General features: G+C 42.7%; 19 protein-coding genes, 1 pseudogene and 1 riboswitch. Of the genes and pseudogenes, 11 read left to right on the forward strand and 9 right to left on the reverse strand.

What is annotated here, in order from left to right:
- Positions 1 to 122 precede the first annotated feature (122 nt).
- Positions 123 to 890, forward strand: coding sequence for an SDR family NAD(P)-dependent oxidoreductase (locus B5473_RS07360; protein ID WP_079524281.1), 768 nt, complete (start codon positions 123 to 125; stop codon positions 888 to 890).
- A 92-nt stretch (positions 891 to 982) separates the two neighbouring features.
- Here B5473_RS07360 and B5473_RS07365 read toward each other — a convergent pair whose 3' ends face one another.
- The 5 genes from B5473_RS07365 to B5473_RS07385 all read right to left on the reverse strand — a co-directional run bounded on the left by B5473_RS07365 (position 983) and on the right by B5473_RS07385 (position 6,183).
- Positions 983 to 1,498 (reverse strand): acyl-CoA thioesterase, encoded by a 516-nt coding sequence (locus tag B5473_RS07365; RefSeq protein ID WP_079524282.1) that lies wholly within the window; start codon positions 1,496 to 1,498, stop codon positions 983 to 985.
- A 542-nt stretch (positions 1,499 to 2,040) separates the two neighbouring features.
- Positions 2,041 to 2,829, reverse strand: coding sequence for a lysozyme inhibitor LprI family protein (locus B5473_RS07370; RefSeq protein ID WP_079524283.1), 789 nt, complete (start codon positions 2,827 to 2,829; stop codon positions 2,041 to 2,043).
- A gap of 19 nt (positions 2,830 to 2,848) precedes the next feature.
- A complete protein-coding gene (locus B5473_RS07375; RefSeq protein ID WP_079524284.1) occupies positions 2,849 to 4,228 on the reverse strand; it encodes a sensor histidine kinase in 1,380 nt (459 codons plus the stop codon).
- Entirely contained in the window at positions 4,225 to 4,923 is a 699-nt protein-coding gene (locus B5473_RS07380) for a response regulator transcription factor (protein WP_079524285.1), read from the reverse strand. The genes B5473_RS07375 and B5473_RS07380 overlap by 4 nt, the downstream gene beginning before the upstream one ends.
- A 12-nt stretch (positions 4,924 to 4,935) precedes the next feature.
- Complete coding sequence (locus tag B5473_RS07385) at positions 4,936 to 6,183, reverse strand: FG-GAP repeat domain-containing protein (protein ID WP_254865269.1); 1,248 nt, start codon at positions 6,181 to 6,183, stop codon at positions 4,936 to 4,938.
- A 360-nt stretch (positions 6,184 to 6,543) separates the two neighbouring features.
- Between B5473_RS07385 and B5473_RS07390 the strand changes: the two genes are divergently transcribed.
- From B5473_RS07390 to B5473_RS07415, 6 genes are read left to right on the forward strand one after another with little or no spacing between them, the layout of a single operon-like run.
- On the forward strand, positions 6,544 to 8,154 hold the full coding sequence (locus B5473_RS07390) for a (2,3-dihydroxybenzoyl)adenylate synthase (RefSeq protein WP_079524287.1): 1,611 nt from the start codon (positions 6,544 to 6,546) through the stop codon (positions 8,152 to 8,154).
- A gap of 33 nt (positions 8,155 to 8,187) precedes the next feature.
- Entirely contained in the window at positions 8,188 to 8,442 is a 255-nt protein-coding gene (locus B5473_RS07395) for a phosphopantetheine-binding protein (RefSeq protein ID WP_079524288.1), read from the forward strand.
- A 5-nt stretch (positions 8,443 to 8,447) separates the two neighbouring features.
- A complete protein-coding gene (locus B5473_RS07400) occupies positions 8,448 to 15,386 on the forward strand; it encodes an amino acid adenylation domain-containing protein (protein WP_079524289.1) in 6,939 nt (2,312 codons plus the stop codon).
- On the forward strand, positions 15,379 to 15,585 hold the full coding sequence (locus B5473_RS07405; protein WP_079524290.1) for an MbtH family protein: 207 nt from the start codon (positions 15,379 to 15,381) through the stop codon (positions 15,583 to 15,585). Before B5473_RS07400 ends, B5473_RS07405 begins: the two co-directional genes overlap by 8 nt.
- On the forward strand, positions 15,582 to 16,949 hold the full coding sequence (locus tag B5473_RS07410; protein WP_079524291.1) for a DHA2 family efflux MFS transporter permease subunit: 1,368 nt from the start codon (positions 15,582 to 15,584) through the stop codon (positions 16,947 to 16,949). The genes B5473_RS07405 and B5473_RS07410 overlap by 4 nt, the downstream gene beginning before the upstream one ends.
- The gene (locus tag B5473_RS07415) at positions 16,946 to 17,635 is read left to right on the forward strand and encodes a 4'-phosphopantetheinyl transferase family protein (protein WP_079524292.1); all 690 of its coding nucleotides are present in this window, start codon (positions 16,946 to 16,948) and stop codon (positions 17,633 to 17,635) included. Before B5473_RS07410 ends, B5473_RS07415 begins: the two co-directional genes overlap by 4 nt.
- 26 nt (positions 17,636 to 17,661) lie before the next feature.
- Here B5473_RS07415 and B5473_RS07420 read toward each other — a convergent pair whose 3' ends face one another.
- The 4 genes and pseudogenes from B5473_RS07420 to B5473_RS07435 form a co-directional block, all read right to left on the reverse strand.
- A complete protein-coding gene (locus tag B5473_RS07420) occupies positions 17,662 to 18,912 on the reverse strand; it encodes a cytochrome P450 (protein ID WP_079524293.1) in 1,251 nt (416 codons plus the stop codon).
- A gap of 157 nt (positions 18,913 to 19,069) precedes the next feature.
- Positions 19,070 to 19,702, reverse strand: a pseudogene (locus tag B5473_RS07425) (isochorismatase family protein); the annotation flags it as partial.
- Between the two features lie 57 nt (positions 19,703 to 19,759).
- A complete protein-coding gene (dhbC, locus tag B5473_RS07430) occupies positions 19,760 to 20,962 on the reverse strand; it encodes an isochorismate synthase DhbC (RefSeq protein WP_079524295.1) in 1,203 nt (400 codons plus the stop codon).
- 46 nt (positions 20,963 to 21,008) lie between these two features.
- The gene (locus B5473_RS07435; protein WP_079524296.1) at positions 21,009 to 21,797 is read right to left on the reverse strand and encodes a 2,3-dihydro-2,3-dihydroxybenzoate dehydrogenase; all 789 of its coding nucleotides are present in this window, start codon (positions 21,795 to 21,797) and stop codon (positions 21,009 to 21,011) included.
- Positions 21,798 to 22,454: 657 nt separating this feature from the next.
- Here B5473_RS07435 and B5473_RS07440 point away from each other — a divergent pair.
- The 4 genes from B5473_RS07440 to B5473_RS07455 all read left to right on the forward strand — a co-directional run bounded on the left by B5473_RS07440 (position 22,455) and on the right by B5473_RS07455 (position 26,212).
- Positions 22,455 to 23,999 (forward strand): alanine/glycine:cation symporter family protein, encoded by a 1,545-nt coding sequence (locus tag B5473_RS07440; RefSeq protein ID WP_079524297.1) that lies wholly within the window; start codon positions 22,455 to 22,457, stop codon positions 23,997 to 23,999.
- 113 nt (positions 24,000 to 24,112) lie between these two features.
- Positions 24,113 to 24,868, forward strand: coding sequence for a 3'-5' exonuclease (locus B5473_RS07445; protein WP_079524298.1), 756 nt, complete (start codon positions 24,113 to 24,115; stop codon positions 24,866 to 24,868).
- A 256-nt stretch (positions 24,869 to 25,124) separates the two neighbouring features.
- Entirely contained in the window at positions 25,125 to 25,583 is a 459-nt protein-coding gene (locus B5473_RS07450; RefSeq protein WP_079524299.1) for a hypothetical protein, read from the forward strand.
- 56 nt (positions 25,584 to 25,639) lie between these two features.
- Positions 25,640 to 26,212 carry a cupin domain-containing protein gene (locus B5473_RS07455; RefSeq protein ID WP_079524300.1) on the forward strand — a complete coding sequence of 191 codons (573 nt, stop codon included), beginning with the start codon at positions 25,640 to 25,642 and terminating at the stop codon, positions 26,210 to 26,212.
- A 108-nt stretch (positions 26,213 to 26,320) separates the two neighbouring features.
- Positions 26,321 to 26,410: riboswitch (TPP riboswitch) on the forward strand.
- Positions 26,411 to 26,477 lie beyond the last annotated feature (67 nt).

The following is a 26,477-nucleotide window of genomic DNA, read 5'->3' on the forward strand; positions in this document are numbered from 1 at the left end:
ATTTATGTTTTACCTTATATTGCCTGAAAAATTCTAGTATGCTACTATCCTAAAAAGGATAAATTTGGGGAAATTTATTCTTTTTGTGGGGGAAATGAATCGATACAAAGGGAGTGACGACATTGGGTAAATTGGATGGAAAAGTGGCGATTATAACAGGTGCTGCTCGTGGACAAGGCGCTGCTCATGCAAAAGCGTTTATCGAAGAAGGTGCAAAAGTAGCGATCACTGATATTTTAACGGAAGAAGGCGCACAACTGGCCAAACAACTTGGAGCGGAAAATTGCAAGTTTTATAAACATGATGTGACGAACTTAAAAGAGTGGGAATCGATTGTTTCAGATGTTGAAAACACATTTGGTCCTGTCAATATATTAATCAATAATGCCGGAATCGGTTTAAAGAAATCGATTGTCGATATGACCGAAGAAGAATACCGGAAAATTATCGATGTCAATCAAGTAAGTGTCTTTCTAGGAATGAAATCAGTAATTCCATCGATGCTGAAAATGAACAGCGGATCGATTGTAAATATTTCATCTATCGCAGGGCTTTTAGGAAGTAAAGATGGCTCTGTTGCATATGATGCATCTAAATTTGCTGTTACCGGAATGACGAAATCTATTGGTCTTGAGATGGCACATACGGGAATCCGGGTTAACTCGGTCCATCCCGGTATTATTATGACGCCAATGGTTATGACAAAAGACGAAAATCCTACTGTTACGGATTCAATCGGCAAACTGTTGAACCATGTCCCTATGCAACGCGGGGCTACACCTGAAGAAGTCACGAAGCTCGTGCTGTTTTTAGCAAGCGATGACTCCAGCTATTCAACAGCATCGGAGTTTGTAATTGATGGCGGTTTGACAGCCAACCGATACGGATGAACGGATAATTAAAAAACCGGACCATTTTATGGCGCTATAATGAGCGTCAAAATGGTCCGGTTTTGTTTTTGGGTAAGGTAGGACTTTATCATTTATATCCAAGCATGATTTTTTCGAAGGTAACTCACTGTTTCTTTATTGAAAACCCGTTTTTCATTCCGGTAATTAGTGCGTTGTTTGGATTTTTCGTATAAATATCGTTCTTCGATTGTTTCAGGATAAACTTGCGGTATTTTAGTAGGTTTACCGGCTGAATCAAGCGCTATAAATGTAAAATAGGAAATCGCCGCGATCTTGCTTTCCCCTGTCCGCATATTTTCGGCATGCACTTTGATGAACACTTCCATCGAGCTCGTCCCTGTCCAAACGACAAACGATTCGAATGTAACGGATTCTTCCGGACGGATCGGTGTTAAAAACTCTACAGTATCAACCGATGCTGTGACACATTCTCGCCTGCTATGTTTTGCCGCAGATATTGAAGCAACTTGGTCCATGTCGCTCAACAGTCTGCCGCCAAATAGTGTATTATGATTATTAAAATCATTCGGGAATACCCGACTTGAACGAATTACTCTTGAAGCATTACAAGGTTTTGACTCTTCCATTTTTTATCATCTCCAACGAATACTATTCTAAATTTTCTAAAAATTCTTTTGTTGACCATAATAAATCATTTCATTTGAAGAATCAATGTTAATTTAAATTATTTTATACGGCTTATTATGTTCGGTAGGTGATTAATTGATTCGATCGGGAGGGTGGGATTTTATTAGAAGTTTTGGGGTGGATATTAGAAAAAGGCGGTTGCTTATTAGATGATTTGAGTGTTTTATTTGCGCATTTGACGGGGTTATTAGAACATTTGGGAGATGTCGGGAACAGATTTCACTTTTCAATTATTATTGCGTATCTTTTAAAGTGTGCCGTTTTTATTAGAACATTTCGTGCGGATATTAGAAAATGGCGGTGGCTTATTAGAAGATTCGGGTGATTTATTTGAACATCTGAAGGGGTTATTAGCACATTTGGCAATTATATTAGAACTTCCGGATTTTATTAGAAGATTTTCCGGGATATTAGAACTTTTTAAGTTTTATTAGAACATCTCGGGAAAAAAAAAGACTGTAAGGAAATTAACCCTACAGTCCTATTTCATATACATATCGACCAATTCATAGCATCGCTCTTTTGTTAACTGGGCTTGAGTGCTTACATACTGTAGTGTTTCCATCGATCCTCCTTTATATTGCAAGGCGTCCTCTGTTGCCTTTTCGTCGCGGTATTCCAACCAGTCACGCTGCTCTACTCTTAGTTTGCTCATGTCATTAGGAGGCAACGTTTTCTTTAGATCTGCGTAGATTTCATTTAATAGCATATCCCATTCCGAGAATATTTCTCCCTCTGCTGCTGTCATTTCTACTTGGATCCCTTGTTCGAAAATTTCATCATACTCTTTAACACTTTTTTCTATATCCGCTAATTTAGCGAGGTACTTTTCCTTCAAGCTGACAGATGAATCTTCGGGTTCTCCAGGAGGGGGATTGCCTTCTTCGTCCCCGTTCGCGGAATTTTGTTCAAAGCTTTCTCTGATACTTTTATTAATTTCCGTTTCGGCTTCTACAATCATGGTTTCCAGCTCTTTTTTCAAACTGTTGTCCAATGCCGGATTTTCCAACAGCGGATGTGCTTTTTCCAAAACTCGGTCCCAATCGGCCTGATCATTTGCTTCCTTTACTTCTTTAAATTCCTGAAGTTGTGCAGATAAAACTTTTGTCTCTTCATCGGCTATACTATTTTCCTGGATTAATGTTAATGCTTCTTCGTATTCCTCATTTTCCAACGCTACGATGACTTTGTCTTTTATTTGCTCCTCACTTTCAGTACCGCAGCCGGCTAGCAATAAGCAAGCAGTAAACATTCCTACTAATTTCTTCATGTTGTTTTCCTTCTCTCTATTACAGGCTACTATTTAAGGGCAATTCAATATAAACTTCCGTACCTTTTCCGTATGCGCTAGTCACTTCAATTGTCCCGCCGTGCTTTAAAATGATCGTGCGGGAAATCGCTAATCCAAGTCGGGCACCAACAGATTTCACATCTGCTTTATAAAAGGAATTCATAATTTGCTGTAATTGTTCTTCCTTTATTCCAATTCCTTCATCCCGAATCATACAAATTGCCTTCCCATTCGATTCGTACTGCTGGATAACGATTTCGCTGTTATGAGGCGAAAACTTAATCGCATTGTCGAGTGTATTCAATAATACTTGCCGGATTTTATCTTCATCAGCGTAAATAGAAACTGGCGTAGCGCTAAGTTTCATGCGGATATTCTTTTCATTCGCTTTACTTTGCAACTGTAATGTCACTTCTTCAATCAGTGTCGCATATGCAAACTTTGTCGGGTGCAGCTCAATGCGGTTTGACTCATATCTTGAGAAATTCAGGAGATCCTCCACCAATTTTATGAGGCGATCAGATTCACTATTGATCATCCGTAAACCAAAGCTGATTTCTTTTTCCGTTAATCCTTCCGGTGACTCCAACATTTCTGCCCACCCTTTTATTCCTGTCAGCGGTGTCCGAAGCTCATGAGAAATCGAGGAGATGAAATCATTTTTTAACTGGTCCGTTTTGACAATCTCATCCGCCATATAATTCAGTGTTTTTGACATTTCGCCTAATTCGTCCGGATAATCTTCTTTGATTCTATTTTCGAAGTGACCTTTCGCCATTGTCTCTGTATATTGAATGATTTCATTAAATGGCTTCACAATCGACTGGGCAAGCTGAAGGGCTACAAGAAAGACAATTGCCGCAACTCCGAGACAAAGTAAGAATCCGTATCCCAACAGGCTTTGAATGAGAAGATTAGTCTCTGTTAAAGACGTAGTATAACGAAGGACACCTATCACTTTCCCGTCAAGCAGCAGCGGGATATACGTTGCCAAAACTTTCTCTTCCGTCTGTTCAAGCTCCTCTTTTTCATAATAAGGACTGTAGGAAGAAAAGAGATGCGGATCCACTGTATAGCTGATGTCTTCATAAAATCCTGTAGAAGACTGGATCATATCACCTTCGCTATTTAGCAGCTGCAGTTCCGCGCCGTCAAACTCGTAACTTTTTACAACAAAGTCACTAAAATCTTTTATTCTGTTGGAAGTAAGCTCGATTTCATTGGCCCATCTAGGATGGATCGCTTCCACATGTTGTTGAAACGTATTGGCAATTCCTTGGTAATAATACTTTGTCATTGCGCCCCAAAATACCGTCATTACAAGGGTTAACGTCAAAATGATGATAATCATGAAATAAAGTATGACTTTACGTTTCATTTGTTAACCTTCCAAAGGTAACCGCGTCCCCATTCAGTACATAAATACATTGGGGAGGAAGGATCTTTTTCGATTTTCTGACGAATCCGTCTAATATTGACGTCCACTACTTTTAATTCGCCTACATAATTTTCGCCCCATACTGCATCCAATAACTCATCCCTTGTAAACAATTCGTTTGGATGCTCCATTAGAAAATGCAACAGGGAGAACTCAGTTGGTGTGAGCTTCACTACTTCGTCAGAACTGTAAAATTTGTTGTTCCTTAAATCCATTTTGAAGTCTCCGGAAATCAGCAGATCCGTCATTTTGGATGCTGCCTCGTCAGCAACATTTATTCTCCGCATAAGCGAAAAAATTCTCACTTCCAATTCCTGCAGACTAAACGGTTTACATAAATAATCATCGGCCCCTATTACAAGGCCCTCTATTTTATCCTTCTCTTGTGTTTTGGCCGTAATCATGATGATGCCTACTTTTTGATTCACTTTCCTGATCTCCTGGCATACTGTAAATCCATCGATTCCCGGCAACATTAAGTCGAGCAAAACAAAATCGAAATTTCTATTTCGAAATAATTCCAATGCCTGTTCGCCTGATTCGGATTCCACAACATTATAGCCTTTCTTTCTCAAACTTAATGAGACAAAACTGCGAATGGATAGTTCATCTTCAACAACTAGGATGTTTGTCATATTTGCCCTCGCTTAAAACTCGTATTGTTCCAAATGAAATGCTTCAACAGGAAAATCCGGGTGTTCTTCTATCGTAGTATAATAAATCATATCTTTCGTTTCTTCTAATATTGTATGGGCATAATCGGGTGTTTCTTTATTCGCCCATTTCACTTCAAACAGCAGATCATTGTTTGCAAGTGATAAAATTTGGATGCCGTTTTCTATCGACTTAATGGTCACTTTTCCGTGCCATTTTTCCGGTATATCTATATAAAAAGTATGTTCAAGGTTGGTAGCCCGTTCTGTTACTTTTTTAGAAGTACCGTTGATTGAATAGGTGACATAGCGCACGAGATATGGGGTTTCAGTTGAATCTTCCTCTACCCACCCTTCCGGCAAATACGTTTCACCGACTTCCATTATGTCGTCTTCATTAAGATCCGTACTATATAAAGGCAGCGATTTAAACCCGAGATTGCCTTGTTCAGCACCTACTTTTATGAGTTTAGTACCGTCATAAGCAATAATTTCAGTTAGCATGGAGTTCACGCCAATTGCGCTATCAATAAATAATGCGTGATTGCCGTCATTTAGTTTTCCGCTCTTCATCTGCTGATGAAATGCATAGCTATTTAAAGAAACTGCAGATAGGGATACTAAATCTCCCAATTCATAGTGAAATAATTCGGCGTTATACGAAGCTCTTCTTTCGCCGTCCACAAGAAGAAGTTCCAATCTTTCATCAGTATTATAATCTGAAATATCAAGCCCTTCATAACTGCGTTCGACCGTCTTTTTCAAGCTTCTGTCCTGCCACACATATATCATCAGCTGTTTTTTCGTTTCAAATTCACTTTCTCCTAAACCGACTACTACTTCCATTACACCGTCTTTATCTAAGTCATGAAGGCCAAAATAATCGATTGCCTGCCCTTCTGGTTCAACCTTCGCCGTTTCCTGCCATTCATTATCTTCTTCTTGTAAAAGCATGACATGGACTTGCGATTTCTGCTGTGGATTTCTGTATAAGACAATGGCCTCTTGCTGTCCGTCACCATCCAGATCCTCGATAAAAATGGACTGATTTTTGTCGCTTTGCACAGGTGTGACGAGTTCACTGGAGGATGGCAACAATATCTTTAACTGGTGTTCCAGTTTGCTTTTCAGTTCGTCTTGCTGCTCTGGTGAAGCAATTAAATCATTTGGAGATTTTACAAGATCGCATCCCGCAAGCAATGCAATCATTAAAATTGTTATCCATCCAATGCCTTTTCTCATGTGCATAAGCACCCCTTACTTTCTCAAAACACTATAAATTGGAATAAGTTTATTATATAGCCAACTCCTATAGAAAGAGTTACAAAAAGGTTACAGTTCACTTTGCCTATGACACACTTCCCTAATTTTTAGGTAACTATCCGCCTGTAATTTACAGATCCCTCTTTAAGTCCATGATAATAAATATAAAAAAAGTCGAAAGAACCAGAGCGCTTGGTCTAATTGAATCAAATTGTTCATCAATTGTTGACGAGTAATCGTTTAAGGAGTAGCATAGCCGTTACAGTATATTGATAATGATTATCAATATCATTATTGATGTGTTGATAATTGAAGATTTATTATAGGAGGTTTCAGCCCATGTTAGATGGTTTTACACCGTGGCCTGCTGAGCGAGCTGAGTTTTATCGGGAGTCTGGTTGCTGGGTAGGTTTAACTTTTGGCCAGATGCTTGAAGATCGTGCTCGACAATTTGCTGACAATGTGGCGGTTATGGATGATAAACGATCACTTACATATGCACAGCTTAATGAGCGTGTGGACCAGTTGGCAGCCGGTCTTTTACTGCTTGGGATTCAGAAAGAGGATCGGGTCGTTGTACAGCTTCCGAATGTGGCCGGGTATGTAGAAATTGTATTTGCACTATTTAAGATTGGTGCGCTGCCTGTCTTTTCACTTCCCTCTCACCGTTCCAATGAGATTCGATACTTCTGCGAATTTGCACAAGCGAAGGCTTATATCGTAATGGATCATTTTGGTGGATTTGACTACCGAGGTCTTGCGCGAGAAGTTCAGCAAGCAGTTCATTCGCTGGAGCATGTCATCGTTCTTGGCGAGGCGCAGGAGTTTGTATCATTTGATTCATTATTCAGCACACAATCTATCGATTTTCCTGAAGTTAGAGGGAGCGAAGTAGCCTTCCTGCAGCTATCTGGCGGGAGTACAGGACTTTCCAAGCTGATTCCGAGAACGCATGACGAGTATATGTACACGATTAAGTTAAGTGTTGAACAATGCCAGGTAACCGAAGAGACGGTATTTTTGGTTGTGCTACCGGTTTCTCATAATTATCCGATGAGTTCCCCGGGGATATTAGGGGTCCTTTATGCTGGAGGTAAAATCGTTTTAAGTCCTTCGCCTAGTCCGGATGTCGCTTTCCCGCTTATTGAAAAGCACCGTGTGACAATGGTACCGCTTGTTCCATCCCTTGCCCTGCATTGGCTGGATGTGAAGCCGAATCATACGGATGATTTATCGAGCCTGGAGGTCATGCTTGTCGGCGGCTCGAAATTCAGTGCTGAAGCAGCGAAACGTGTGCGTCCGGTATTTGATTGTCAACTGCAGCAAGTATTCGGGATGGCGGAAGGTTTGGTCAATTACACTCGACTGGATGATCCTGATGAAATTGTCATTCATACGCAAGGTCGCCCGATGTCCCCATATGACGAGGTGAAAATCGTGGATGATGAAGACCAGGAATTGCCGGTTGGCGAAACAGGTCATTTGTTGACACGCGGACCTTATACGATCCAAGGATACTATAACGCGCCTGAACATAATGAAAAGGCATTCACAAAAGATGGCTTTTACCGGACAGGTGATATTGTTCGATGCACGGAAGATGGTTATTTGATCGTAGAAGGCCGGGCAAAAGATCAAATTAACCGCGGCGGGGAAAAAATTGCGGCGGAAGAAGTGGAAAATATGCTGCTTGCCCACCCAGCAGTCCATGATGCGGCAATTGTCGGGATGCCCGATTACTATATGGGTGAAAAAAGCTGTGCCTTCATTATTCTAAGGAATACGGATGTAACGAAACGCCAGCTGAAATCATTCTTGCGTGAGCGCGGACTGGCTACTTATAAAATTCCGGATGAAATTTTATTTGTAGAGAAATTCCCATTGACCCATCTAGGCAAAGTTTCGAAAAAGGATTTACGCCTTTTACTAGAACAGCAATTACAACTTTAAAATACAGAATATTAAGAAAAGAAGGTTGATAATATGACAACTCAAACTGATTTTACACTGGAACAGCTGCGCGAACTTGTTGCTCAATATGTGACAGAACCGATTGATACGATTTCGGATGAAGATTATTTACTGGATGTCGGAATCGATTCCATCACGATGATGACGATCGTTGAAGAACTCCGCCAAAAAGGCTTTGCGCTTACATTCATACAGCTTGCCGATGAGCCAACAATCTACGGGTGGCATCGTCTGATCAAACAATCGATGGCAGATTACGGAGGTTGAGTCGAATGGCTGAATTACGTTTCCCTTTAACCGAAGCTGCTGCAGGGATTTGGTATGCCCACCATTTAACGGAAAGCCCTTTATACAATACAGCCGAGTACTTACATATTCAGGCTCCGGTGGACTCCCCCCTGCTTTTACAGGCTGTCAATGCCACAATTGAAAGCGCGGTTGGACTATATATCCAATGTTCGGAGGAAGAAGGCTCACTTTTACAGACGATTCCTTCTTCGGTTCAATTTCATTCTGAACAGGTTAGTTGTTCAATGGCTGAAGCATTTCAACATATACAGGAAGATGTCGGAACATTGCTTGATTTAACAAAGGTTAACTTTGTACGCGCTATTTTATTTTCGGTGTCTGCCGAGGAACATCTCCTTTATTTGCGCATTCACCATCTTGTCAGTGATGCGTATAGTTTCCGGTTACTGTTCCAGCAAATTTCCGAGCGCTATTCGGCTTTGCTTCATCATAAATCATACACAAAGCAGTTTGGTGACTATGTTCAGATGGTAGAGCAGGAAGTGAAGTACAGAACTTCCGATAAGGCAGCGGCAGACGCTGCCTACTGGTTATCCAAAATGCAAGGAACCGAAGTCATTTCGCTCAGTAAAAAGAAGAGTGGCCGTATGGGACAAATTATTTTACATCCCTCTTCCCTTTCTGCCACTACATGGGCGAAATTAGAAACATACAGTAAGCAGCTGCACGTCAACATACAGGAAGTTGTTACCGCAGCAGTTATTGCCTACACAAAACGGATATCACAGGCAAAGGATGTGATTGTCGGCATTCCGTTGATGAACCGTTTTGGTCATAAGTCACTGTCCGTACCAAGTACACGGGTAAATGTTTTGCCTTTGCGTGCAACGTTTACGACTGAAGAAACTTTTGAACAGCTATGTATAAATGTGAAAAGCTTCATGACGGAGATGAAGCAGCATCAGTTGTACCGTCAAGAACAGCTGCGCCGTGATTTGCGGCTGACTACCGATGATCAGCTGTATGGTCCGGAAATTAATTTCATGCCTTTTTATGAAAACTATCTGTTCGGAAATGTCGAGGTAGAGCACAAGAAAGTTGTGACAGGGCCTGTTGAAGATATTTCTTTCAATTTCTATAGCACGCCAAATGGAATGCAGTTTGATCTTGTAGCCAACTCGGATCTTTATGAACAGGCAGAAGTGGAACGTCATGCCGCACGTTTCCTACAGTTGCTTGAGTTATTGGTAGATCAAGCTGACACACCACTGTTCAACTTCCCAATACTATTGCAAGAAGAAGCGGCAATGTTTGAGGCAAAACAAGGTGCTGTAAGTGAGCTGAAAAATGCTACTGTATATAAATTATTCAAAAAACAGATGGAAAATATGCCTGGTGCAACCGCTGTTCAGATGAATGATACATCTATTTCCTATGCCGAACTGGATCTGCTTGTCGGTCGGATTGCGCATCAGCTGAAAGCGCATGACATTGGGCTCGAAGACTTTGTCGGAATTTGCATGGACCGTTCGATTGAAATGGTCGCAACGATGCTTGCCTGCTTTAAGGTTGGTGCTGCCTATATTCCGATGGATCCTGCTTATCCGGCAGAACGGCTACTTTATATGATTGAGGATGCTCGTCCTAAAATTGTGCTCGTAAATGGTGAGGTTTCATTTATTGCAGAAGGAACACCGATTGTGCCGTTACACCCTTCGAAGCAAATTTACGAACCGATTGCTAATTGTATTGGACAAACAGCTTATATGATTTATACGTCTGGATCTACGGGAAATCCAAAAGGTGTCGTCGTTGAAATGCCAAGCCTGGTTAACTTTTTACAAGCGATGCAGCATCAATTTACATTATCTGAAAAGGACAATTTACTGGCGATTACAACGATTTCTTTTGATATTTCGGCATTGGAGCTTTATTTACCGCTGCTGTACGGGGCATCGATTCATCTGGCGACAAAAGAACAGGTACAGGATCCAGTTGTGATGCAGTCGCTGATCGAGCAGCAAAACATTTCCATCATGCAGGCAACACCGACTGTTTGGCAGATGATGGTACAGTACGCAAAAGATGCGCTGAAAGGACTTACTGTACTTGTCGGTGGTGAAGCACTTTCAAAAAGCCTTGCGCAGGCACTACTGGAAGCAGGAGCAACCGTTCACAATATGTATGGACCTACCGAAACAACAATCTGGTCAACTTGCACGGAAATTCGCCCGCAAGATACTCCTTCATTAGGGAATGCAATCGACCGGACAGATATTTATGTGCTCGATACCATGCTGCAGCCCGGTCCGATTGGTGTCGTTGGGGAATTGTATATTGCTGGTGACGGACTGGCGCGCTGTTATCATAATCGTCCAACCTTAACGGCAGAACGTTTTGTTGCACATCCATTTGCATCCGGAAAACGCATGTACCGGACTGGCGATCTAGTTGTGTGGCAGGAGGATGGCAGCCTTCATTATGTTAGCCGGGCCGACCACCAAGTCAAAATTCGCGGCTTCCGTATTGAATTAGGTGAAATCGAAAATGCGCTTGAAGAAATCACTTCAATTGAACAAGCCGTTGTGATAATCCGTGAAGATCAGCCCGGTCATAAACAAATCGTTGCCTATGTAGTGGGGAATGAAACAGAGGAACAATGCAGACTGCAGCTAGGAGAACGTTTGCCGGATTATATGGTACCTGCTCATTTTGTTTTCATGGAGACCTTCCCATTAACAAATAACGGAAAAGTCGACCGGAAAGAGCTGCCGCAGCCTCATGTTTCGATTATTGCAAAAGTGAAACCGACAACGCATACCGAAGAAACGATTTGTACATTCTTTGAAAATATTTTGAATCTCAAATCAGTGGGAATTGATGAAAACTTCTTCCAGCTAGGAGGGCATTCCCTGCTAGCAACCGAGCTGCTATTGGCAATACGGAAAACATTTGCTATCGATTTATCGATCTCCGTCATTTTCAATCAGCCTACTGTAAAAGAGCTGGCACAAGCAGTGGATAAAGCAAAGAAAAAGACGCTCGCTGGGATCGACAGACAGCAAGTTGAAATAATTCCTTTATCGCATGCACAGCGCAGTTTATGGTTTATCCAGCAGCTGGAGGAATCAAGTGCTTCTTATAATATTCCGCTTGTATATACATTTGATCAGCCGATTGATCTATTAAAACTGATTAAAGCCATTGGTAAAGTTGTAGAAAAACACGCCATTTTACGTACGGTTTATCCTGCAGTGGATGGGGTGCCCTATCAGAAAATCATTGAGGATACGCCGAAAGTGCTGATTGAGGAAGTAAGCCCAGAAGAGGTGCCGGCGCAAATTAATGCGTGCACTCGCTATGCGTTTGATTTAAAACAGGAACCCGGCTTCCGTGTAACGCTCATCAATTTGAACACATTGGTCGTTGTTTTCCACCATATTAGTGCGGATGGCTGGTCACTTGCAACATTCACTGAAGATCTGCAGCTTGCCTATGAAGGCCATGAGCTAGAGCCGTTAACGATTCAATACCATGACTTTGCGGTTTGGCAGCAAACGCACGGTGTTTATACAGACGACAACATTAATTATTGGAAGGAAAAACTGAAGCATATTCCGGATGAAATTGAGCTTGTCCGTGATGGAAAGCGTCAATTGCACGTAAAACCGACTAGCGAAACTTTGACGTTTACAATCGATTCCGCGCTTCACGGACAATTGCAGCAGCTTGCAAAAGATGAACAGGCAACTCTTTACATTGTGCTACAAAGCGGATTCTTGGCCCTCATGACAAAGCTCGGTGCAGGGGAAGATCTGATTCTCGGTAGTCCAATGGCGGGCCGGGATCAGGAGGAACTGCTGGCAAATGTCGGTATGTTCATCAATACGGTGGCGATACGGACGGATACTTCGGGGGACCCTCGTTTCACAAAATTAATGGAACGCGTAAAACAAACCTCGATTGAGGCAATGGAGCACCAATATGTTCCTTTTGACCATATTGTCGAAACATTAAAACCGACTCGTGTTCCTTCACAGCATCCGATTTTCCAGATTATGTTCGCCTTACAGAACACGCCTCAGCCATCACTTGTAATGGAAGGCCAAAATGCCGACATTCAGCTGCATACGGTTGGGCAGCCGAAATTCGATTTGAATATCGAGATGCGGGAGGTATATCTAGCCGAGCAGCCTAATGGGATCGAAGTACAGGTGGAATTCCGAACAGATTTATATGAAGCAAAAACAGTTACCGCTCTTATGGAACGCTATGTAATCGTCCTGCAGCAGGCGTTGCATAATCCGGCCATTTCAGAATTGAATGTGCTGTTGGAACAGGAACAGGAAAAAATTCTGCTTGACTGGAATCCGAAAGACCATGTAAGTAAGCAAAAAACGATTGCCGAACAATTCGAGGCGATTGTGGAAATGCATGCCGAACGAATTGCTGTCAGTGACGAAAACGAAGAGCTTACTTATACCGAATTGAACCGTAAAGCGAACCAGTTAGCACATCTTTTACTCGAAAAAGGCGTTACATCCGAAACATTTGTCGCACTGTTAATGCCGCGTTCAACCGATATGATTGTCAGCATTTTAGCCGTTTTAAAAGCCGGCGCTGCCTATGTGCCGATTGATCCGGTTTATCCGCAAGACCGAATTGACTATATTTTAAACGATTCAAACCCGAGCTGTTTAATCACTACAGAAGACCTGAAGCCGTGTGCAGAAGCGACACCTGTGATAGAAGTGCTTGTAATGGAGGAGGTTTCACTTACTTCATTCCCTGTTGAAAATATAAATCATAATAATCATCCAATGAATCCGGCCTATGTTATCTATACTTCCGGTTCAACTGGCCGACCAAAAGGTGTGGTTATTCCGAACCAGAACGTTATCCGCTTACTTGATGCAACAGATGAATGGTTTCATTTTAACGAAGAAGATCGCTGGTCGCTGTTCCATTCCTATGCCTTTGACTTTTCCGTATGGGAAATATGGGGTGCCCTGTTATATGGCGGTGAGCTCGTAATCATACCGTACAATGTCAGCCGCTCACCTACCGACTTTTTGGCATTGCTTGCAGACAAGAAAATTACGGTGCTGAACCAGACACCATCTGCCTTCTATCAGCTCATGACCGTTGATAAAGAGCATCCCGAACTGTCCGGACAACTGGCACTACGCTGCATTGTATTTGGCGGGGAGGCACTTAACCTGACGCGTTTACAGGAATGGTATGACCGACACCCGGAAGATGCACCTACCCTTGTGAATATGTACGGCATTACCGAAACAACTGTCCATGTCAGCTACTTAAGTGTAAATGAAGAACTGAGCCAGTCACAGGCGAATAGTCTGATCGGCACGGCGATTCCTGATTTAAATATTTATGTCCTTGATGGGCAGTTAAAACCGGTCCCTCCCGGTGTTGTCGGCGAAATGTATGTTTCTGGCGAAGGCTTGGCACAAGGCTATTTAAACCGCGCTACCTTAACGGCAGAACGTTTTATCGCCAACCCGTATGGACCTCCGGGAAGCCGGATGTACCGTACAGGTGATCTGGCTCGCTGGATGAAAAATGGCGAACTGGACTATATCGGACGCATTGACCACCAAGTGAAAATACGCGGTTTCCGCATTGAGCTTGGCGAGATTGAACAAGTGCTTCTGAATCATCTGCAAATCGCACAGGCAGCTGTCATTGCGAGAGAAGATCGAAAAGAAGATGTCCGTTTGGCTGCCTACTATGTTCCGGAGCAAGGCACGGACGTAACCGAGCAAATGTTGAAAGATTTCGTCTCCCGTTCACTGCCGGTCTATATGGTTCCTTCAAGCTGCACTCGCCTGGAGCAAATGCCGCTTACAGCAAACGGAAAACTGGATACGAAGCAGCTCCCTGCACCTGTTATTACATTGCAGGAACTGGTATTGCCGAAAACACCGCAGGAAACATTGCTTTGTGAACTATTCTGCGAAGTACTGAATCTGCCACAGGTCGGCACAGAGGACAGCTTTTTCGAACTTGGCGGCCACTCGTTACTAGCCGTACAGCTGATCGGACGCATTCGCGAGGCATTCGGGAAAGAGCTGGCAATCGGGCATTTGTTTGAAGCACCTACTATATCCGGACTCGCTCATATTCTGCAAAAAGGAAAAGAATCACAGGCATTGAACACCGTACTGCCGTTACGCAGCGGGGAGCAACCGATTTTTGCTGTCCATCCTGCAGGGGGGTTAAGTTGGTGCTATGCAGGACTGTTAAAAAATCTGCCGCCGGAGTTTGCCCTATACGGCATTCAAGCAAAAGGGATTGCCGAAGATTGTGAACTACCGGGTTCTTTAACTGAAATGGCGCTCGGCTATATTGAAGCCATCAAAGAAATTCAGCCAAAAGGACCTTATCGTCTACTCGGATGGTCACTTGGCGGAAATGTCGTACAGGAAATGGCTGTCCAACTGGAACGCCAAGGAGAAGAACTGTCGCTTCTATGCATTATGGATGCCTACCCGTTCACATTCACCCCGCCAGTGGAGCTGACGGAAGAACAGGAGGCACTTGTGGCACTTCTTGCCCTAGCCGGGTATGAACCTGACATAGAAGATGAAGTGACACAGGAATATGTAATGGATGCTCTAAAAGCAGAGGGCAGCGCGATTGCAACATTAGATGAATCGACGTTTCTGCGCTTAAAAGAAGTTTATAAAAACTCGATTCAGTTACTCAAAAATCATCAGCAAGAAACGTATAATGGCGATGCTTTATTTTATAAATCTACACTTGTGCCAGATTGGATCCCGGACGTTGATGTTACTTCGTGGAATCCGTATATCAAAGGAGAGCTTACACAGATTGATATTGCCTGTCGCCATAAAGATATGTGTCAATCCATTCCATTGAATGAAGTCGGTCAAACATTAGTCAAGTACTTAGTAAAGGAGAAAAAAATGTATGTCTAACCCTTTTGAACAAGAAGATCGTGAATATTACGTTTTGCGAAATTCGGAAGAACAGCACTCTGTATGGCCAGCAGTCATTCCTGTCCCTGCCGGATGGGAGGTCGTATATGGCCCTGCGTTAAAACCATTATGCCAACTCTATATAGAAGAAAATTGGCTGGATATGAGACCTAAAAGTCTGCGTAGTGTTTTGGGATGAAAGCACAGCGAGCAGTCATCATCGCCCTCTATGTTGTGGCGATGTTCATGGTTTCAATCGACGGAACGATTGTCAATGTGCTACTTCCTACAATTGCCGTTGAATTCGGTGTAACGCCGGGGGCAACGAACGGCATTAATATCGGCTACCTTGTCAGCATCGCTGTTGCATTGCCTGCTGCCGGCTATTTAAGCAATCGGTACGGCGTAAAAAGAATGTATGTACTCTCTGTCAGTCTATTTACACTCGCCTCTCTTCTTTGCGGATGGGCGGGAAGCTTGCAGGCCCTTATTTTAGCGCGCGTGCTGCAGGGACTGGCAGGAGGAATCATTACACCCGTCAGCATGACACTGCTGTTTCGGACATTTTCTCCACCGGAAAGACAAAATCTGTCGCGTTCATTAGTATTGCCAATCGCCTTTGCACCGGCGATTGGCCCCTTAGTGGGCGGACTGTTTTCGGAGTATTTATCCTGGAACTGGGCGTTCTTCATTAATATTCCTTTTGGTATCATCATCGTCCTGATCGGACTTTTTGCCTTAACGGAATTTGAGATTTTTAAAGCACCGTTCGATACGAAAGGCTATATGCTCATTGCACTCGGGTTGCCGCTGTTAATGCTCACTCTGAGCCTTATTGCATCAGACGGTGTTTCCATTACGGTCGTCTTTTGTGCGATTGTCGGTGTATTTTTATTAAGCCGGTTTTATGTATATGAACGAAAAATAAAAGAGCCGCTGCTGGATGTGCGTCTGTATGAACAACCGCTTTTCCTTTCATCGAGTCTCGTCGCGATGTGTTCCATGGGCGCATTGATGGGGATGCTGTATCTGTTCCCGCTCATGTATCAGTACGCGTACTCAGCTTCTGCTCTGGAAAGCTCACTCATTACGTTTACCGAGGCACTTGGACTGATGGTCGCATCCAAATTACTGCCTCGAACATCCCAGCATTTCGGCATGCTGTATACAGTACGTCTCGGTCTGATTGGTACAGTAATGATTTTCTGCTGTATCGCCATCCTTGGTCCTTCAGCAAATCCTTGGCTGTTACGCGGATTGATGTTTGCAGTCGGGATATGTTTAGGACATAGTGTAATCGGTTCGCAACTTTCGGCCTTTCATCATGTAGCAAAAAGTCAGATGAGCAAGGCGACAACGCTATACAATATGCTTAACCGCGTTGGAGCAGCAGTAGGAATTGCACTTGTAGCGACGACATTAACCGTGTCTGGTCGCTACTTTTCAGAGATCCTTTCTTATCAGTACGCCCTCGTTGCTACGGTCGTTCTGCTTCTGGCAGGACTCGGCTGTTCTTTATTTGCGAAAGAACAGGAAACTATTCTAAAGGGAGAAAAAGCATGACAACCATTGCCTATTGCAAGATCAACGAGATGCCTACTGATTGGCAACGTTATCTTCCCTTTTTGGAAAACGACGTGGTGCAGCGTATTGGACGCATGCGGAAAACGGAAGATCAGTTGCGGACGGTTTGTGCCCATTTACTGACGAAGATGATGTTGGTGACAACTTACGAAATGGAATTGTCTGAAATTCGCTTTACCAAAGATTCAAACGGTAAATACCAACTAGGACAAGACCTTCACTTCAATCTCTCCCATTCCGGAAGTTATGTGGCATGTGCCATTAGTGATTTTCCGGTTGGAATTGATGTGGAACAGCAGGTAACAAGGGACTTCTCCCTCTTTCAAACATTGTGGAGCGAAGAGGAGAATCACTTCTATAAGCTTCTTGAACAGGAAGCTTTCTATGCCCTCTGGACTGCTAAGGAAAGTTACGGGAAATATAAAGGGTTTGGTTTACACGATTCTTTAATGGAGGCAACGATTCGGCAAGATGGATCGATTCATCACCCCGCCTCACGTGTAAAAGCCCGTACCATACCTTTTTTCCCTGCACCTGGTTACAGTGCAGCTGTCTGTTTGGAGGATTCCTTGGAAAACGTGACGCACGTTCAGTGGGCACAAATTGAAACGTTTTTCAGGGAAAAGGTTGGAGAAATTGATTTTAACAAGCCTGTAACCAAGTAAAAGGTTACAGGCTTAATCCATTCATCTTATACTCGCTGAACATTATTAATTACTACTTTGCTTTTAGGCAAGCTTGGAATACTTACTTTGCTGTAGCTTAAATCCTGTTCCGGAACATCGTATGTCATTTGGTTAACTAGGAAATCCAGACTCACTTTCATCATCTCAATCGTCACCCATTCCCCCGCACAGCGATGGCCTAAATAGTAATCGCCGCCCCCTTGCGGAATAAAGCTGAACGGACTGCCATCCCAGTTTTCAAAACGGCTCGGTTGAAACACTTCGGGATTCCCCCAAATATTCGTATCATGATTCGTTCCGTATAAATCCAATAAAGTTAATGTACCCTTTTCAAACGTATAATCCTTCCATGTAAAATCTGCTTTTACTTCCGCGGCGGCAAAAGGGAAGAATGGATAAAAACGGCGCACCTCCTGCACAAACATCTGTGTATTTTTTTCGTTGCCGGACTGAAGCTTCTTCCGCTCTTCCGGATAATGGTGGGCAGCCAATGCTGAAAAAGTAATATAGACCGCAATCGCTACAATCGGCCTTAATATATTGATTACTTCTACAGAAGCGACCTCCTGATCAAGAAGATTCCCTTCCAAATCACGATGCCATGAAAAAGTATACAGTGCTGTACCTTCTTCCGGATTCAGTTTCCCCTCGCGCACTTGGTCGATGAGGTTCCCCATCCACTTTTCCACCCGGTTTCGTGCATGTCTGCCAGCCCAGTGCGATGGTCCGATTGCCGTTGCCGATTCAAACATCGCTCTAAAATCGTCGGCGAGCTTTTTCATGTCCTTGTCTTCCACCGGTACCCCCGCCCACTCACAGGCAGTACGGCACATAATTTCCAGCGCTTCCTCGTAAAGAACAACGTCGTCCATCTCCTGCCATTTAGTTAAAGCCGTGTCCCACTGTTTCGCGGCAATTTCATTCAGTTTTTTAAGTCGGTCCTGGGACATTATGGACATAAACATCTTTTTCCGGTGCTTATGGGCATCTCCATCCAGTGTCTGAACACCCTTTTTGCCGAATAATGTTTCGGCAACACGGTTTGGTGCAACGCCTGCCCTTTTAAACTTACTGTTATCGTAAAAAAGATCAGCCGCTTCCTTTCCGCCCATACAGACCGCCTTTTTTCCAAGCAATCGTGTTTCGAACAGATCGGAATGAAAGCTTTGTCTTCTATTTAAAATATACAAATAACCTTCTCTCAGAAGATTCAGGCTGTGGTCAATTCCTTCTTCCTTTGGCACCGAGTTTGTCATCTACTTCATCTCCTTTTTTCTAAAAACATTGTCGGTAACCAATTCCCTGTTTATTCTTCAAAAAAACTTGCTTCCATTTGAACGGAAAAAACAGGCGGCGAAAATTTTCACCACCTGTTTATTCTTATACGAACTCTGCTTCTGCAGACGCCTCACGCTTGAGCTGATCCATAATTTTTGCTGTAGAATAAACTGCCCCACAGCGGCCTGCCACATAGTTGATCGCCATTTCGTGCTCAGCTTGTGTAAAATCAGCTACTGCATCGGCAATGAAAAACGGCTTAATGTCCGACATGAAAGCCTCTCCAGCAGTCATGAGGCAACCGATATGGGCGTAAACCCCGCAAATGATTAACTGATCTCGGCCTTGTTCGTTCATCATTTCCAGTAAATTAGATTTTTTAAATGCACTGTAGCGCCATTTTTTCAATACGATATCGGCCTTGCCTGGCGCCAATTCATCGATTACTTTTGTAATATTCGGATCGTCTTTTAGTCCTGTTCCCCAAAAATCAGTCAGTAATGCGCGATCCTCTGGTTTTTGATTTCCCGATTGTGCCGTATAGACAACTGGAATGCCAAGTTCATCGCATTGTTTTCTGATTGCTTTTATGTTGGCGATCATTTCACGAACTAATGATGAATCCTTCTCATAGTAATCGATAAAGTATTGCTGCATATCGTGAATGAGCAGGACAGACTTGTTGGGATCGACTTCCCAACCTACTTTATTTTTTGGAAGATTGCTTTCTTTTGGCATTTTATATGATGAGATCGCTGGAATAGCCATCTAAATCACTCCTTTTTCTTTGTTGGTGAACCCTGTTGTATTTCATATAAATAGTCGTTAAATATTCTTCAGCTGCTCTGTATCGATACCCATTGCGCAAAGCATTGTCTGGAATTTCGCACCCGTCTCAGCCAATTCTTCTTCAGGCTTCGATTCGCTCACAACGCCTGCTCCCGCAAATAATCGTAATGAATCGCCATTTGCCTCTGCACAGCGAATCGTCACAACCCATTCCCCATCGCCTTCAGCATCACACCAACCGACTGTCCCTGTAAAGAAGCCTCGGTCAAACGGTTCAATTTCTGTGATTGCCTGTCTTGCCTTTTCCGTTGGTGCGCCACAAACAGCTGGTGTAGGCTGCAGGGCAATAGCTAAATCCAACGATGAGGTATCCGCTTTCAGGAGCTCTCCTTTAATGACTGTCGAAAGATGCATCATCGTTTCCGTATACACGACTGACGGTTTTTCCGGGACTTCGATCGTTTTTAGTAATGGACGCAATCCCTTGACGACTGCTTCCACTACGACCGCATGCTCATGTAAATCCTTTGGTGACGAAAGCAGTTCCTCTTCACGTCTTTGGTTCTCTACCGGATCTTCACTTCTAGGTCTTGAGCCGGCCAATGGATTCGCGATGGCGTACATCCCTTGTCTTGAAACAAGCAGCTCCGGACTAGCCCCGATGAGCGAAGCCTTTTGATTTCCGTATTCAATCGGTGCTGCAAACGTATATCCATGTTTGTTTTGATACGCAAGATTTCGTAACAGCTGCGGAAGGTCGATCGGCTCATTGAGACCTACTTCCAGTGAACGTGCCAGTACAATTTTATCAAGTTCGCCGTTTTTTATTCTTTTAATGCCTTGTATGACACCTTGCTTATAGTGCTCTGGTGATGGATTGGATACGAGCCGATTCACAGTAACAGATGCTGAAGCGGTCACTGCCCTTTCCTCCTGCTGCAATGATGGTGCGATTTGGATAGATTCCGGAACAAGTAAACATGCCTTTTTATAGTAATCAAATGGCACCGCGCCTGCTACGACAGGTCGTGGATATCCTTGTTCTTTGGCTTTCTTCAACGCGCTCGCCACTCTATCGGACAATCCTTCCATCTGGTTTTGAAATGGTTCACCCGCTGGCACGTGCATGAATACACCTTTGCCTAATATCGTTCTTTTTGGTGTTTCAATGAAAAAATCACCAACTTCATACTCATCTAAAAGTTCATGTTCGATTAGTGCTTTTTGTTTGCTTACCATATTACCGCTCCTTTTCGTTTCACTACTCTGAATTCAAAAGACAGACTTAGCTCGCTCCCAATGTTGCGCCGCCATCCACGACAAGATTGCTCATCGTAATATGGCTTGAGTGCTCGGACAGGAAAAACAGGATAGCGCCGACAATATTGTCCGGTTGTGCAATCTTTTTCAGCGGAATCCCTACTTTATACGTTTCAGGCATTCCTTTAATCATAACTTCAGCTCCATGATCATCGGACCACATCGAACGTTGCATATCCGTATCGGTCGAGCCTGGTGAAACGATATTGCAGCGTATATTATGCTCTGCCAGCTCTAAACCAAGACATTTTGTAAACATGACCGTTGCCGCCTTTGATGCTGCATAGGCCGCCATAGAAATTCTCGGTACACTTGCGGCATTTGATCCGACTGTTACAATTGAACCTGCATTTCTTTGAATCATATAACGGCTTACCGCTCTTGAAACATAAAACACACCTGTCGTATTAATTGAAAAAATCCTTGCCCAGTCACGGTCAGTACATGATTCGACCGGTCCTGTAGCCAATGCACCTGCTACATTGACGAGCATTTCAATTGGCCCGATTTCGTTTTCCACTTTCTCTACAACTGCATCAATGGCGTTACTATCTCCGACATCTGCAGGAAAGGCGAAAACTTCGTGGTCCTGCTCTATTAAACCAATCACATGGCTTCTCAATTTCTCCTCGTTATAATCGATTACAGCAACTTTTACTCCTAATGTAGCCAAGCTTTTGACAAGGCTTGCGCCAATTCCCTGGGCTCCGCCTGTCACAAGTGCAACTTTCCCTCTTAACTCCTGAAAGTTCACTTCAACACTTCCTTTCGTTTACAGTTATGTAAAGACAGCTTGATTTCTTATTAGAATCAACAATCAATAATGATAATCATTATCAATTGATTCTATTAGCAATGATAGGCCTAACATTTTACAACGTCAAGAGACATTCAAACATTCCAATAGAAAGACCTAAGTTTCGGTTTAGTGCTGATTTAAAGAAGTAATATTCAGCATTTTCGAAAAATTTATAAGGAAAATTGATTTAACAAAATCCAAATAAAGGAATAAATATGAACTTTCTCTCCTCTATTATGTAGTCTTATCAATTCATTACTGCCCCCTAGAGAAGCTATCATTGTGTAAATATTTGGCCAGAAATACATTCTTGGAAAAGAGAGCGATAGGAATATTGAATTACTGCACAATAGATTATGGAACTTCTTCGTTTTTTCCTGTAAATATTTAAATTATTTTAATGTAGAACACCGTTAAATACCTGCTACTAAAACATTCCCAAGCTTTGAATTCCATAAAAATTAATACAAGACTGAAAAATTTTGTTTAACTAGCGCTTGTTTGTGTTAATTACAGTAATAACACTTTTTTCTGTAAACAGAAAAAAGCTATACATAAAACGTGCATGACAGTTTTACTTAGAAAATGAAATAAAAAGGACGTGGTACATGAATGTTGGAAATCGTGAATTTTTTGAATAAGTATGTTTGGAGTAATGCGTTAGTATTTTTATTTTTGGCAGTCGGTCTCATATTTACGTTGAGAACTCGATTTGTTCAAGTTCGACGCTTTAAAGATATGATCACATTGCTGTTTGAAAAAAATAATGACAGTGCAGGGATTTCTTCTTTCCAGGCATTGGCGATGTCATTGGGCAGTCGTATCGGTACAGGTAATATTGTCGGTGTTGCAGCGGCCATCAGCCTCGGTGGTCCTGGTGCAGTTTTCTGGATGTGGGTTATGGGATTTTTAGGTGCAGCCACTTCATTTATTGAAATTACCCTTTCTCAAATTTTCAAAAGTAAAATCGAAGGTGAATACCGCGGCGGAACTCCGTTTTATATTTACAAAGGCTTGAATTTAAAATGGTTTTCCATTATTTCAGCGACGATTTTAATTATCGTTATCGGTATTTTATGGCCGACAGTACAGGCGAACACGATTGCTTTAACGGCTCAGGAATCGTTCAATGTTCCCCCACTTGTAACAGGTCTGCTGCTTGCTACATTAATGGCTGTAATTATTTACGGTGGTGTAAAGCGAATCGCTACTGTTTCAGAATATTTGGTTCCGTTTATGGCATTAGCATACGTGACAATTTGTATCGCATTATTAGTCGTTAACATTTCTGAAATTCCGGCGATGTTTTCATTAATCGTAACAAGTGCGCTTAACTTGAATGCTACATTTGCAGGTCTAGTCGGTACAGCCATCGCAATGGGTGTTCAGCGTGGTGTATTCTCAAGTGCTGCCGGGTTAGGTACGGAAACGTTTGAATCCGGTGCAACGAGTGTTTCGCACCCTGCCAAACAAGGTTTAGTACAGGCATTTTCTATTTACATCGATACGTTTCTAATCTGTACAGCGACAGCCTTTATGATTTTAATTACAGGTATGTACAATGTTGCGCCAAGTGCTGGCGAGGCCATCGTATCGAACATTCCAGGTGCTAACCCTGAAATTTATACACAGTCGGCAATGAGTACACTGATCTCTCCGACATTCGGTCAGTACTTTATGACAATTTCATTATTCCTGTTCTGTTTTACTACGTTAATTACGTACTTCTACAAAATGGATACGAACATTGCCTTCATTAAAGAAACGCTGAATATCGGCAAAGCAGGCAAATTTATTACACATGCTGCCCGCATCGGCCTTCTAGGTATGGTTATTTTCGGTGCAGTGAATTCGGCTACCCTCATTTGGGCGATTACCGATTTAGGTGTCGGAATGCTCGGTTGGGTAAACGTCATTACGGTCGTACTGCTTTCTAAAACAGCTTTAATCGCATTGAAAGATTACGATATGCAAAAACGATTGGGGCTTAACCCAACATTCAACCCGTTAGTATTAGGTATTAAAAACGCGGATTTCTGGGAAGACCTCGAAGCAAGATCTTCGATACCAAATACCGTTCCTTCAAAAGGAAAAACGGTCGTTGCGAAGAAAGTTCAAGAGCGTCTGCAACCAGTACCGAATCCGTTTTCTGAATAAATGAGAGGCTGACCATTGCTGAATTTTCGGGTTATGGTCAGCTTTTTTATTTATTATTCCCTTCATATATGGTTCAATTATAGAACAAACGTTCTAATTAAGAGGTGAAGTTTATGCACATCGAACGATTGCACATCCGCATCATGATTACTTGCTCGATTGTGGGCTTTGCCAAACGTGAAGCATTGGCCGCAAGCTATCCGGCAGAGGCAATTGATGAACTGGAACAGCACGGTTATATTGCCCGAACACGCTATGGCCATTATTACAATACGAAGCTTGCCGCACAGTATTTAAGAAAGTTCATTACAACGTACAGCCCGCGCTTAAAGGTTCCGGAGATGGTGGAACTGTTGAAACATGCACCCGAATATGTCGTCGTCGATATTGAAACGACGGGTGGTTCTGCTGCCAGAGGTGATAAAATTGTGGAGATTGCTGCACTGAAAATACGCAACGGAGAAATGGTGGATCTTTTCCACCGGTTTGTGAATCCGGAAAAACCGATCAAAAATTCGCATATTCACGGGATTACTAATGAACGCGTAAAAGATGAGCAAACGATCTCCCCTGTCATTCACGCCTTTAAAGATTTTTTAGGTGATTTGCCGATTGTCAGTCACCATATCGGGTTTGACTGGTACAGCTTCCTCGCACTCGAGTTTTTCCGAAATGGCATTCGTCCAACGAATCCGGCAGCCTGTACGGTACTGCTTGCGCGCAAATATTTGGACAGTCCGAGAAATAATTTAAATGTCATTGCCGAGACATATAACATCCCGCTCCTTAACCACCATACTGCCGATGCGGATGCGATTTGCGCCAATGAAATACTGCAGCTTATTTTGAAAAAAGCGACTGCACAGTAGGAGAAACGGTTCTATTAGTGCGATCGCTTTTTTGTTTTGTGAGTTTATTAGAATAGTTGTGACGGTTATTAGAAAATGTTGGCCGGGTATTAGAACATTTGGGTGCTTTATTTGAAGATGTCGGCTGTTTATTAGAACAACTCACTGGTATATTAGAAAGTCTTACTTTATTAGAACAATGCAGGTCGTTATTAGAACTCTATTTGAAACTATTTCCAGTCTGTCGTCGTAGAATATAACAAATGGAGGTGGACGGATGAGGAACTTCTCATTATATATGATGTTTGTCGGGATATTGATCACTGCCATAAGCGGGAACTGGATCATCTTTAATTATGGTAACGTAACAATTTCTCCGAAAGCTTCATATGTTGGTTTCGGAATTGGGTTAGTGCTTGTAGCGGGCACATTTATCATGAGCCGTTTCTCTACGTACCATGAAATTTCAAGTACAGATGATAAACGAGACGCTTTAAACAGGTGGCTTATGGGAAATTATCCGGTTAATAAATGGTTGATTGTCCTCATTATTCTTCCACTTGTGATTGCACCGTTTTACAACTGGCTGCTGCTTTTTACATTAATTAAGTGGTATTTAATTGCTGGGAGTATGATAGCCGGGATAATTTTTATTCTGCAAGGTGAACGGGTTGAAGATGATGCGGATTGGCAGTACAAAGGGAAAACTAAGAACTATACTCTTATTATTAGATAGGTACGAAACAGTAAATTTTCGCATACTTTAGCAACAATAAAAAAAGAGGTGAACGATTGAATTCGAATCAAGATTATACTGCAGCGCAACCGCAGTTTACATTCGATGTTAATAAAAATCCGTTGTTCGTTAAAGACCAGCATAATTTTATCAACCTGCTTGGCGTTGGCCAGTTAAATACGCTGGATAATATATCGCTGCTTGATATTTATTTGAGTGCCAATAATGTCATTGAGCCGCACTACCACCAAAATGCTGCAGAACTTGTTTACTGTATTACGGGGAGTGCGGTTGTTTCGATTTTGAATCCGTTTACGAAACAGCTGATGCATTTCCCGATTAGCCCCGGTCAAGTGGCGAACGTTCCTCAAGGGTGGTGGCATTATGAAGTCGCTACGCAAAACAACACGCATCTCCTTGCCATTTTTAATGCTCCGACACCGGAAGTGATTTTAGGTTCCGACCTGCTCAAGCTGACACCGGCAAATATTATGGCCCATACTTATGGGATGAACGAAAATTTATGGCAGCAGGCAGTGGCCCCTGTCAGACCAAATACGTTCATCGGTCCGCCAAACCCTTGGCAGCATACTCAGCCCGGTAATTATGGCGGCGGGTATGAGCAGTGATTGATATCGGTCAAAGGGATCAAATTTCAAAAAGTGCTTGATAAATGGGATGTTCATGTTATGATTATTGTGAATTTAACCTAATACTGGAAGCAGATAATCTGCTCGTTAAACTACTAGGGGCGCCTTTATGGCTGAGAAGTACCCTTTGCACCTGATCTAGGTAATACTAGCGTAGGAAAGTAGTGTCGATCCCCTATTTTTATTTTTGTATAGGCTACGATACCACTTTCTTAATTGAAAGTGGTTTTTTTGTTGCAAAAAT

Source organism: Solibacillus isronensis (assembly GCF_900168685.1).
Lineage (GTDB): Bacteria > Bacillota > Bacilli > Bacillales_A > Planococcaceae > Solibacillus > Solibacillus isronensis_A.

What these genes read in the sequence shown, in the direction of transcription:
- B5473_RS07365 (WP_079524282.1), bottom strand. Translation starts at nt 1,498, where the DNA reads ATGGAAGAGTCAAAACCTTGTAATGCTTCAAGAGTAATTCGTTCAAGT.
- B5473_RS07370 (WP_079524283.1), bottom strand. Translation starts at nt 2,829, where the DNA reads ATGAAGAAATTAGTAGGAATGTTTACTGCTTGCTTATTGCTAGCCGGC.
- B5473_RS07375 (WP_079524284.1), bottom strand. Translation starts at nt 4,228, where the DNA reads ATGAAACGTAAAGTCATACTTTATTTCATGATTATCATCATTTTGACG.
- B5473_RS07380 (WP_079524285.1), bottom strand. Translation starts at nt 4,923, where the DNA reads ATGACAAACATCCTAGTTGTTGAAGATGAACTATCCATTCGCAGTTTT.
- B5473_RS07385 (WP_254865269.1), bottom strand. Translation starts at nt 6,183, where the DNA reads ATGAGAAAAGGCATTGGATGGATAACAATTTTAATGATTGCATTGCTT.
- B5473_RS07390 (WP_079524287.1), top strand. Translation starts at nt 6,544, where the DNA reads ATGTTAGATGGTTTTACACCGTGGCCTGCTGAGCGAGCTGAGTTTTAT.
- B5473_RS07395 (WP_079524288.1), top strand. Translation starts at nt 8,188, where the DNA reads ATGACAACTCAAACTGATTTTACACTGGAACAGCTGCGCGAACTTGTT.
- B5473_RS07400 (WP_079524289.1), top strand. Translation starts at nt 8,448, where the DNA reads ATGGCTGAATTACGTTTCCCTTTAACCGAAGCTGCTGCAGGGATTTGG.
- B5473_RS07405 (WP_079524290.1), top strand. Translation starts at nt 15,379, where the DNA reads ATGTCTAACCCTTTTGAACAAGAAGATCGTGAATATTACGTTTTGCGA.
- B5473_RS07410 (WP_079524291.1), top strand. Translation starts at nt 15,582, where the DNA reads ATGAAAGCACAGCGAGCAGTCATCATCGCCCTCTATGTTGTGGCGATG.
- B5473_RS07415 (WP_079524292.1), top strand. Translation starts at nt 16,946, where the DNA reads ATGACAACCATTGCCTATTGCAAGATCAACGAGATGCCTACTGATTGG.
- B5473_RS07420 (WP_079524293.1), bottom strand. Translation starts at nt 18,912, where the DNA reads ATGACAAACTCGGTGCCAAAGGAAGAAGGAATTGACCACAGCCTGAAT.
- dhbC (WP_079524295.1), bottom strand. Translation starts at nt 20,962, where the DNA reads ATGGTAAGCAAACAAAAAGCACTAATCGAACATGAACTTTTAGATGAG.
- B5473_RS07440 (WP_079524297.1), top strand. Translation starts at nt 22,455, where the DNA reads ATGTTGGAAATCGTGAATTTTTTGAATAAGTATGTTTGGAGTAATGCG.
- B5473_RS07445 (WP_079524298.1), top strand. Translation starts at nt 24,113, where the DNA reads ATGCACATCGAACGATTGCACATCCGCATCATGATTACTTGCTCGATT.
- B5473_RS07450 (WP_079524299.1), top strand. Translation starts at nt 25,125, where the DNA reads ATGAGGAACTTCTCATTATATATGATGTTTGTCGGGATATTGATCACT.